The following is a 10,829-nucleotide window of genomic DNA, read 5'->3' as shown; positions in this document are numbered from 1 at the left end:
GCGACGGCGCGGGCCATCGCCCTCGGCGGCTTCCTCGCCGGCCACCTGTTCGTGCTCGTCGGCAAGGCCTTCGGTTTCTTCGGTTTCGATTTCCCCTTCGATATCGAACGGTTCTTCCGGCTCGTCCGCGTCCTCGAACGGCGGCGGAGCGGCCGCGGCCTGCGCTGCCAGCAGCGCCTTCGCCGCCTCCAGCGTATGCACCTGTTCGCCGCGGTCGATGATGAAGGATTGCTGGCCGCTCACGGTCGGGTCGGCAATGACGGCAAGCGTGACCTTGAAGCTGTCTTCGAGATCGCGCAGATGACCGCGCTTGTGATTGAGGACGTAAAGCGCCACGTCGGTCCGGGTACGGACCGTGAGATTGTGGGTGGCGCCCTTCATCAGGATTTCCTCGATGCCGCGCAGCAATTGCAGCGCGACCGAGGAAACCGAACGCACATGCCCGCTGCCGCCGCATTGCGGGCAGGGCTCGGTCGAGCTTTCCAGCACGCTGGCGCGGATGCGCTGGCGCGACATTTCGAGCAGGCCGAAATGCGAGATGCGCCCGACCTGGATTCGGGCGCGGTCCTGCCGCAGGCAGTCGCTGAGCTTGCGCTCCACCGCGCGGTTGTTGCGCTTCTCGTCCATGTCGATGAAATCGATGACGATCAGGCCCGCGAGATCGCGCAGCCGGAGCTGCCTTGCGACTTCCTCGGCGGCCTCGAGATTGGTCTTGAGCGCGGTATCCTCGATATGATGTTCGCGGGTCGAGCGGCCAGAATTGACGTCGATCGAAACCAGCGCCTCGGTCTGGTTGATCACGATGTAGCCGCCGGACCGCAATTGCACGGTCGGCGAGAACATGGCGTCGAGCTGGCTTTCGACGCCCATCCGCGAGAACAGCGGCTGGCCGTCGCGGTAGAGCTTCACCGCGCGAACGTTCGACGGCATCAGCATCTTCATGAAATCGCGCGCCTCCTGGTAGCCGGCCTCGCCGGCGACCTGGATTTCGTCGATTTCCTTGTTGTAGAGGTCGCGCAGTGAACGCTTGATCAGCGAGCCTTCTTCATAGACGAGGCTCGGCGCCTGCGACCGCAACGTCAGGTCGCGCACGGTTTCCCACATCCGGATCAGATATTCGAAATCGCGCTTGATCTCGGGCTTGGTGCGCGCCGCGCCGGCCGTGCGCAGGATGATGCCCATGCCCTCGGGCACGTCCAGATCCTGCACCACTTCCTTCAGCCGCGAACGGTCCTGCGCCGAGGTGATCTTGCGGCTGATGCCGCCGCCGCGCGCGGTGTTGGGCATCAGCACGGCATAGCGGCCGGCGAGCGACAGGTAGGTTGTCAGTGCGGCGCCCTTGTTGCCGCGCTCTTCCTTGACGACCTGAACCAGCATCACCTGGCGGCGCTTGATGACTTCCTGGATCTTGTACTGGCGGCGCGGGCGGAAGGCGCGTTCCGGCACTTCCTCCATGACGTCGTCGCCACCGACGGATTCAACCTCTTCCTCGGCGTCCTCGCCGTCGTCTTCATCGTCGTGGTGCTCATCGTCATGCGGCACCAGCGCGTGTTCGGCGTGGTCCGAGGCGGCGTGCCCGGCCTCGGCCGGTTCGGCATGCGGGGCGTTGTCGATGTAAGCGGCATTCTCCGCGGCCTGCTCTTCACTGATACGCTCGTCCTGCGCGGGTTCTTCGCCGGCTTCCGCGCTGACCGGAACTCCGGATGCCGTGGCAACGGAGGCCTCGACCGCCGCGCCCACGGCCGTCTCATGGTCATGATATTCGTGGTCATGATCATCGTGCGGATGATCGTGATCCCCGGCATATTCGTGCGCTTCATGCTCATGGGCATCATGATCATGATGTTCCGCACCGTCATCGTGAGGCCCGGCATCATGCGCGTGGACGTGACCGTCGTCGGCGTGCTGGTTCTCATAAGGCTGCGGGGTCTGCGAGGGATCGAGAGCGGTATTTTCGACGATCTCGCTCTGGACGCGGTCGCCATTGCTGCGCCGCCGCGCGTTGCGGTGGCGTGGACGGCGCCGGTGGCTGGAGCGATTCTCGCTCTCCTCTTCGGCTTCGCGGTGCGCGCGCTCATCCGCTTCGATCAGCGCCTGGCGGTCGGCGACCGGGATTTGATAATAATCCGGATGGATTTCGCTGAAGGCCAGGAAGCCGTGGCGGTTGCCGCCATATTCGATGAAGGCGGCCTGGAGCGAGGGCTCTACCCGCGTGACCTTGGCGAGATAGATGTTTCCGCGCAGTTGCTTGCGCTGGGCGGTCTCGAAATCAAACTCTTCGACGCGATTGCCGCGGACCACGACGACCCGGGTCTCCTCCGGGTGGGTGGCGTCGATCAACATTTTGTTGGGCATTTTGGAACTCTTGACGGCAGCGGGCGCGTATAGCGGCGCGCGCGTCTCGCGCGGCCGGGTGACGCGACGGTCCACCTGATTCGGGGGTGAGGGGAAGGCCGAAACGCAACCCGGGACGCCTCGCCAAACAGGATCCGTGCGGAAACAGGCGACGCGCGGAGCTTTCGCTCCGCATCGGCGCGGTTCGTGCGTGGATCACCGTTGGCAACACAGTCTGGCGCATCAAGCGTCGGCCCGTCTGAACACGTTGGCGGCGAAAGGCGCCACCTTGTCTGTCGCTGAAGGCCCCAGTGAGGCGCCGAAGCGCTCGCCGGCCATCGCATATCCGGGCCTTGCGGCCCGGTAACCGGTTATGCCGTGTCTGAAACTGTCCCTGGAGCAAAAGTGTGACCTGGGACCGGCGCCGCTCGGGCTCGAAACCGCCACTCCATGTCAGCCGCGCGCTGCGCTGGTTGGGAGGGATCGGAAAGACGCTGGAATCCTCGGATATCGAAGATTTCCGGCGCTGCACCGGGAGGCTGAACGCGACACAACCGGGAGTATTAGCCGTCAGCTCTCTGTACATACGTGGATTGGCCGCTTCGCGCAAGGGAAGCGTCGCAGCACTGCAACACTCCACCTTATTCACCGAAGGATTCTTAAGTCACGATTAACCCTGCGGTCCTATTTGGGGTATGAGGCAGCTCGGAGGCACCGAATCGTTGGCGAGCCGCGCAAATTACCGTGTTTTGCTGGCGTTTGCGCTCCTGTGCGCCGCAGCATTGGCGTGGACCGGCGTGGCCGTTGTCGGCTCCACCAATGTCGATGCCACCGAAGAGCCATCACCTGCATCTGCGCCAGTCGCCGCATCCGCCCCGGTCGCCGCGGCCCCGCTTGCCGTTCCCGTTTTCCCCCTGGCTTCCGACGCCCGGCTGGCCGGCGACGGCAAGCAGACCCGTTTTGTTCTGGACCTCGACAAAACCATTCCGTTTCGCGCCTTCGCCCTGGCCGACCCGTACCGGGTGGTTGTGGATATCCCGCAGGTCAATTTTCAGCTTGGCGCGGGAATCGGCAGCACCGGACGCGGACTTGTCAAGGCGTTTCGCTACGGATTGGTGATGCCGGGCGGCTCGCGTATCGTGTTTGACCTGACCGGTCCGGCCAAAATCTCCAATTCCTATGTGCTAGATGCCGCTAACGGGCAGCCGGCGCGGCTGGTGCTGGAGTTTACCGAGGTCGATCGCACCGCGTTCGTTCAGTCGCTGGCGTCGGACAGCCGGCCGCAATTGCGGCCTGCTATCGCCGATGCGGTCGATTCCGCATCCCCCGCCGCCGCATCGGCCCCCGGCGCCAAGCTTTCCGAGCCCGCCGTCACCGATCCACGCCCCGTGGTCGTGATCGATCCGGGGCATGGCGGCCTCGACAACGGCACCCAGGCCGACGGTGAGAGCGAAAAGAACCTGGTGCTGGCGTTCGGATTGGCGCTGCGCGACCGTATCGAAAAGGGCGGCAAATACCGCGTCGTCATGACGCGGTCCGACGATACGTTCGTTCCGCTCTCCGACCGGGTGAAGATCGCGCGTGATCAATCGGCCGCGCTGTTCGTGTCGATCCACGCCGATTCGCTGCCGCACCGGGAAGGCGATGCCCAGGGCGCCACGATTTACACGCTGTCGGACCACGCCTCCGACACCGAAGCCGAACGGCTGGCGGATTCGGAAAACAGGGCCGACGCCATCGGCGGGGTCAATCTGACGGAGGAGCCGACCGACGTCGCCGACATCCTGATCGATCTGGCGCAACGGGAAACCCGTACCTTTTCAAACCGGTTCGCGCGTCTGCTCGTCAACGAGATGAAAAACACCGCGCGGATGTACAAGCACCCCTTGAAGTCTGCCGGCTTCAGGGTACTGAAGGCGCCCGATGTGCCGTCGGTCCTGGTCGAGCTCGGTTATGTCTCGAACAAGAGCGATCTCGAACATCTGGTATCCGAGAACTGGCGGTCGCGGACCGTCGGGTCCATGACCCAGGCCATTGATGCATTTTTTGCCAAACGCCTGGCGACGGCCGGGCCCGCGAATTGAAGGAAGCCCTAGTTTGGCCACAGCGGCGGCTCTATAAAACCGCGGCAACGTATTTGGAATCGATCAGGATTCCGGTTTCGGCCGGCGGGGCGCGATGATCCCGTAATGGTCGTCATATTCCAAGGAAAACGCCGGATCTGACGGCGCAAAGGTTGAAACGGACATTCGGTAATGCGCTTGCTGGTGCGGTTCTTGGGTTTCCTGTTCGCCGCCGGAACCGTCGTGTTTCTGGTGGGCGTCGCCGCGGTGGCGGGGGCGATCTGGCATTTTTCCAAGGACTTGCCGGACTATTCGCAGCTTCAGGATTATGAGCCGCCGGTGATGACGCGCGTCCATGCCGCGGACGGCTCGCTGCTCGCCGAATATGCCAAGGAACGCCGGCTATACCTGCCGATCCAGGCGGTGCCCAAGCTTGTGATCAACGCCTTCCTCGCTGCCGAGGACAAGAACTTCTACGAGCATGGCGGTATCGACTTCTCCGGCATGGCGCGCGCCGCCATTCTGTATGCGGAGAATTACGGTTCGGGCCGGCGGCCGCAGGGCGCTTCGACCATTACCCAGCAGGTGGCGAAGAACTTCCTGCTGAACAACGAGGTTTCCTTCGCCCGCAAGATCAAGGAGGCGCTGCTCGCGATGCGGATCGAGCGCGCCTACTCGAAAGACAAAATCCTCGAGCTCTATCTCAACGAAATCTATCTCGGCCTCGGCGCTTACGGCATCGGCGCAGCGTCACTGGTCTATTTCGACAAATCGGTGAACGAACTCACCGTCGCCGAAGCGGCCTACCTGGCCTCGCTGCCGAAGGCGCCCGCGGCGCTGCATCCGGTGCGCAACCATGACCGTGCGATCGAGCGACGCAATTACGTGGTCGACCGGCTGCTGGAAAACGGCTGGATCAAGCAGTCCGATGCGGATATCGCCCGCAAGGATCCGCTGATCGTGACCAACCACGCCAATGCCGCGCACATCTTCGCCGGCGAATATTTTGCCGAGGAGGTCCGTCGCGACATCCTCGAGCGCTACGGCGAAAAGAAACTCTACGAGGGCGGTCTTTCGGTCCGCACCACGCTCGATCCGAAGATTCAGATGATGGCGCGCAAGACGATGGCGGCCGGCCTCGTCAACTATGACGAAGCGCAGGGATGGCGCGGCCCGATCAACAGGATCGACGTCTCCGGCGATTGGGGCGTGAAGCTTGCCGATATCAAGTCGCTGTCGGACGTATCGCCGTGGCGGATGGCGGTGGTGCTGGAGACCAGCGAACAGTCGGCGCGGATCGGATTCCAGCCCGGCCGCGAACTGGGCGGCGCCGTTTCCAAGGACCGCCAGACCGGGATCATCACGCTGGACGGCGTCAGGTGGGCGAAGCCGGCGTCGGGTCCGGCGCGCGGCCGGACTCCGGCCGCGGTATCGCAGGTACTTGCGCCGGGCGACGTGATCTATGCCGACCCGCTGATCAAGGACGGCGATCCGGTCGAGGGCCAGTACCGGCTGCGCCAGCTGCCGGAGGTTTCCGGCGCGATGGTGGCGATGGATCCGTGGACCGGCCGTGTGCTGGCGATGGTCGGCGGTTTCTCGTTCGACCAGAGTCAGTTCAACCGCGCGACGCAGGCCTATCGGCAGCCGGGCTCCTCGTTCAAGCCGATCGTGTATTCGTCGGCGCTGGACAACGGATATACGCCGTCGACCGTCGTGGTCGATGCGCCGATCGAAATCGATCAGGGGCAGGGCGTCGGGGTCTGGCGTCCCGACAATTTTTCCGCCGGCAAATACCGCGGCCCCACGACGCTGCGCAACGCGCTGAGATGGTCGCTCAACACGGTGACGGTGCGGCTGGCGCAGGACATCGGCATGCCCTTGATTGGCGAATACGCCAAGCGCTTCGGCGTCTATGACGAGTTGCCGAATTACCTGTCCTATGCGCTGGGCGCGGGCGAGACGACAGTGATGCGGATGGTCACGGCCTATTCGATGTTCGCCAATGGCGGCCGGCGGGTGAAGGCGACGCTGATCGACCGCATTCAGGACCGTTACGGCCACACCATCTTCCGGCAGGATCAGCGCGAATGCCGCGGCTGCGATGCGCCCGGCGGCTGGAAGAATCAGCCGGAGCCGCAGCTCGTCGACCACCGCGAGCAGGTGCTGGATTCGATGACGGCCTACCAGATCACGTCGATGTTGGAAGGCGTGGTTCAGCGCGGCACGGCGACCGTGATGCGCGACGTGGGCAAGCCGATCGCCGGCAAAACCGGCACCACCAATGATGAGAAGGACGTCTGGTTCGTCGGTTTCTCGCCGGATCTCGTGGTCGGTCTCTATCTTGGTTACGACAAGCCCCGCAGTCTGGGCAGATTGGCGCAAGGCGGTCACACCGCCGCGCCGATCGCCAGGGATTTCATGAAGCTCGCGCTCGCCGACAAGCCGGCGGTTCCGTTCAAGGTGCCGGCTGGAATCAAGCTGATCCGCGTCGATCAGATGACCGGCATGCGGGCCGGCCCCAATGACCCCCAGGCCATCCTGGAGGCTTTCAAGCCGGGTACTGCGCCGCCGGACAATTATTCGGTGATCGGCGTTGCCGATGCGGATGGCCGGACGCTCACGGTGTCACCTGACGCCGACCGCACCATCCTGCGCTCCGGCACCGGCGGATTGTATTAGTCCGGCAAGATGGTAGCGCGGTTTGAAGCCGATTGCGCTTTGCGACGCGCCTCGCTACATCCCTGACAACATTGCAACGGCGGCACTTGCCGCGGACCAGAGAGACCCATGCGGGCTGAAGTTGAACGTTTAGTTGAAGAGATCAAGCAGTCGGTCGGGCTGCTGAGGAGGCATCTTTGACGTCGATGCCTCGACTGCACGACTCGCGGAGCTGAACAAGCTCGCGGAAGACCCCGATCTCTGGAACGATCCCCAGAAGGCGCAGAAGCTGATGCAGGAGCGGACCTCGCTGGAGGATTCGCTTCAAGGCATCGGTAAGGTCGAGCGCGAGCTGGAAGATAATATCGGCATGATCGAGCTCGGCGAGGCCGAGAACGATGAATCGGTGGTGGCGGAAGCCGAAGCCGCGTTGAAAGCGCTCAAGAAGGAGGTCGCGCGCCGCGAACTCGAGGCGCTGCTCGGCGGCGAGGCGGACAAGTTCGATTCCTATCTTGAAGTCCACGCCGGTGCCGGCGGCACCGAGAGCCAGGACTGGGCCGCGATGCTGTTGCGGATGTACACGCGCTGGGCCGAAAAGCACGGTTTCAAGGTCGAATATCTGGAAGAATCCCAGGGTGAAGAGGCCGGCATCAAATCCGCTACCATCCAGATCAGCGGTCACAATGCCTATGGCTGGCTGAAGACCGAAGCGGGCGTGCATCGGCTGGTGCGGATATCGCCGTTCGATTCCAATGCGCGCCGCCACACTTCATTCTCCAGCGTCGCGATCTTTCCGGTCATCGACGACAGCATCAAGATCGACATCAAGGAATCCGACGTGCGCACCGATACGATGCGTTCCGGCGGCGCCGGCGGCCAGCATGTCAACAAGACCGAATCCGCGGTGCGGCTGACGCACATTCCGACCGGTGTCGCGGTGGTCTGCCAGGCCGGCCGTTCGCAGCACAAGAACCGGGCGCAGGCCTGGGACATGCTGCGTGCGCGGCTCTATGAGATCGAGTTGAAGAAGCGCGAACAACAGGCCGCCGCCGACCAGGCCGCCAAGACCGATATCGGCTGGGGCCACCAGATCCGCTCCTATGTGCTGCAGCCCTATCAGATGGTGAAGGACCTGCGCACCGGCGTGCAGACATCGGACACCGCGGGTGTGCTCGATGGCGACCTCGACGAGTTCATGGCCGCGACGCTGGCGCAACGCGCCTTCGGCATCTCGCCCGGCGCGGTCGAGGACGTCGAATAATCGAAGAAGCTCCGCAAGGGCGGATGTTCCGGTGAACCTTAGCCCGCGCTGAGGCGCACGCCGGCGCGCAGGAATTTCTGCGGATCGACCGCTTCGCCGTCGATCCGGGTTTCATAATGCAGATGCGGACCGGTGGAGCGGCCGGTCGATCCGACTTCACCGATCACCTGTCCGATCTTGATGATGTCGCCGATCTTGACGCCGATCTCCGACAGATGGCCATAGCGGGTCGACAGGCCGTTGCCGTGATCGATCTCGATCATGCGGCCATAGCCGCCGGCCCACCCGGCCGAGGCTACCCTGCCGTTGGCCGTGGCGCGCACAGGATCGCCCATCGAGGCCCGGAAATCGACGCCGGTATGCATGGCCGGGCGGCCGAGGAACGGATCGCTGCGAACGCCAAATCCTGAAGTGAATTCGACTTCACCGATCACCGGCTTGCGATACGGCACCAGCGCCAGCACCCGGTTCAGGCGATCCATCTGGGCGTGGGTGATATTGATCCGGTAGAGCTGCCGCTCGAACGGCCCGGTGTCGCCGGACAGTTTGACCGGAACATAGGGACCGCCCATGCCGGATCGCGGCGTGGCGGCCTCCAGCTGCGCCATGTCGAGGCCGAGATCGGTGATGACGCCCCGCATCCGGCGCATCCGCGATTCCATTCCGTCTTCGACCGAATTGACCGCCGCGATCTGCCGGCTTTCCACCTGATCGAGCGAGGTTTGCAGACGGGCGAGAACGCTATCGACGCCCTGGATCTTGGCGAACTGGCTGGGGCCGGGATCGGCGACCAGCGGCGCACGCGATTCAAGGCGGGCTTCCCGATCGGGAGGCGCCGTGAAAATGACGGTGTCGCTGATCGGCGAAGGCTTGGGCGGGGTCGCGGGCGCCGTGTCGTTGCCACGCGACGGCGGCCTGATCGATCCGGTGACGCCCTGGGCGTCCGGAATGGCGCCGAGCGCGATGGCACGGGCTTCCAGCGCGGCTTGACGGCGCATGATCTGGTCGAGCTTCTTGTCGAACTGGTCCTGGTCGAGCAATTGGCGGCTGGTGGTGCGATCGATCTTGGCCCTCAATTCGGCGATGCGATCCTCATAGGCATATTGCATCTCGGCCTGACGGGAGATCAGCCGCGTAAGCACGTCGTCGCGGAAGGTGAAATAGGTCGCCGTGGCCGCCGACCAAGCGCCAAGCATGACCACCGTGCCGACCACGATCCAGAACACGACCGGACCGAACCGGACCTGCTTGCCGGCGTGGACGAGCGTATAGCCGTTTTGAGCCGGGGACGTGGGGGCAGGTGCGTGGGCGCCCGCCGGACGGCGAGCTGAGGTCCTGCCATGGTCATGCGGGTGATGTTGGGGATACTCGGAATAATGACCCGTACGGTACGACATCGGCACTCCAGCGCCGGTCGGAGAGGGGGGTCCGTACGGCAAGATTGGCGGAACCGATTTGACCTTCTCATGATTAATTTTCAGGAAACGGTTTGTCGCGTTTTCGAGCGAAACCCGGCTTCGGACTCGATCTGGAATGGACGCCGGTTTGTGGGGAGAAAATGCGAGAAAATATTCGGTTTCATCGCAAATCAGACGGATCGGGCGGCTGCCAGCACTTCGTCGGCATGACCGTCGACTTTCACCTTGCGCCAGATTCTTGCGATCCGCCCCTCGGCATCGATCAGAACCGTCGTTCGAACGATTCCAAGGAAGGTTTTACCGTACAGGGATTTTTCACCCCAAACGCCATAAGCCTCCAGCATTCCGTGCTGCTCGTCCGACGCGAGAGGAACAGAGAGTTTGTGTTTGTCTCGAAACGCTTCCTGGGATCTGACCGGGTCGGCCGAGACACCGAGCAGGGCGGTATCGGTTTCGGCGAATGCCTTGGCCAGCCGGGTGAAGTCGATGGCTTCGCTGGTGCAACCCGGCGTGTTCGCGCGGGGATAGAAAAACAGCACAAGCTTTCGGCCTGCAAAATCGGCCAGCGAAACCGTCTCGCCACCGTCGCGCGGCAGACGAAAGGCCGGAGCCTTCGCGCCTTCGGTCAGGACATGGCGGCCGCCCGGCGCCGCGTCTGCACCGGCGGCGACTTTTGGCCGCAGCGGTTTCGGCGGTTTGGGCGCGGTCCGATTCGATGCTTTCGGCGCAGCGCTGGCGGGCCGCTTGCCGGTTTTCCGGGCCGGCTTGGCCGCCGTTGCGGCGCGTTTTTTTGCCGCCGTCGCTGCGGTCGATCGTTTCGATTCGGCGCGAGCCGTTTTGCCGGAGGACGTGTTAGAGGATTTCTTACGCGTTTTCTTGGACATACGCCTTCCTTTCGTCGCTTTCGGCGGATCAATCATTAGTCTATGGCAGGCGATGTCCTGGCAAGCTCGAATCGAATAGGCGGCTGGGCAAATCCGACGGCCGCGGGGTAAGGTTGGACGGAATTCGAGACATCACTCGTCTGCTCGTTACCTGTCTGCGCGTTGAGTGCGTTCCTGGGGCTGGATGACGGGTAGTGACATCAATCGAGGA

The 10,829-nt window shown here is 63.5% G+C and carries 6 protein-coding genes; 3 read left to right on the top strand and 3 right to left on the bottom strand.

All coding sequences use genetic code 11. From position 1 onward, the window contains the following. Positions 1–2,355 (bottom strand): ribonuclease E/G (locus HB630_RS25590; protein ID WP_213775486.1); only part of this gene is annotated, 2,355 nt, incomplete at its 3' end. Positions 2,356–3,056: 701 nt separating this feature from the next. On the opposite strand from HB630_RS25590, the gene HB630_RS25585 reads away from it, so the two are divergent. From HB630_RS25585 to prfB, 3 genes are all read left to right on the top strand, one after another. Next, positions 3,057–4,418: an N-acetylmuramoyl-L-alanine amidase gene (locus HB630_RS25585; protein WP_213775485.1), complete on the top strand. Its 1,362-nt coding sequence runs from the start codon at positions 3,057–3,059 to the stop codon at positions 4,416–4,418. A 171-nt stretch (positions 4,419–4,589) separates the two neighbouring features. Further along, positions 4,590–7,076, top strand: coding sequence for a penicillin-binding protein 1A (locus HB630_RS25580; RefSeq protein WP_213775484.1), 2,487 nt, complete (start codon positions 4,590–4,592; stop codon positions 7,074–7,076). Between the two features lie 108 nt (positions 7,077–7,184). Continuing rightward, positions 7,185–8,316, top strand: a protein-coding gene (gene prfB, locus HB630_RS25575; RefSeq protein WP_213775483.1) for a peptide chain release factor 2 whose coding sequence is annotated in 2 segments (ribosomal slippage) — positions 7,185–7,253 and positions 7,255–8,316 — 1,131 coding nt in all. Because the reading frame shifts where the segments join, the coding sequence is not laid out codon by codon here. Between the two features lie 38 nt (positions 8,317–8,354). On the opposite strand, the gene HB630_RS25570 is transcribed toward prfB, so the two are convergent. Both HB630_RS25570 and HB630_RS25565 read right to left on the bottom strand, forming a co-directional pair. After that, positions 8,355–9,713: a M23 family metallopeptidase gene (locus HB630_RS25570; RefSeq protein WP_213775482.1), complete on the bottom strand. Its 1,359-nt coding sequence runs from the start codon at positions 9,711–9,713 to the stop codon at positions 8,355–8,357. Between the two features lie 191 nt (positions 9,714–9,904). Beyond that, positions 9,905–10,618 carry a peroxiredoxin gene (locus HB630_RS25565; protein ID WP_213775500.1) on the bottom strand — a complete coding sequence of 238 codons (714 nt, stop codon included), beginning with the start codon at positions 10,616–10,618 and terminating at the stop codon, positions 9,905–9,907. Positions 10,619–10,829: the final 211 nt, after the last annotated feature.

Origin of the sequence: Bradyrhizobium sp. dw_78, assembly GCF_018449525.1 — a bacterium.
In the GTDB taxonomy this organism is placed as follows: domain Bacteria; phylum Pseudomonadota; class Alphaproteobacteria; order Rhizobiales; family Xanthobacteraceae; genus Bradyrhizobium.
Note: the sequence above shows the minus strand (reverse complement) of the source record. Positions and strands in the feature narration are given on the sequence as shown.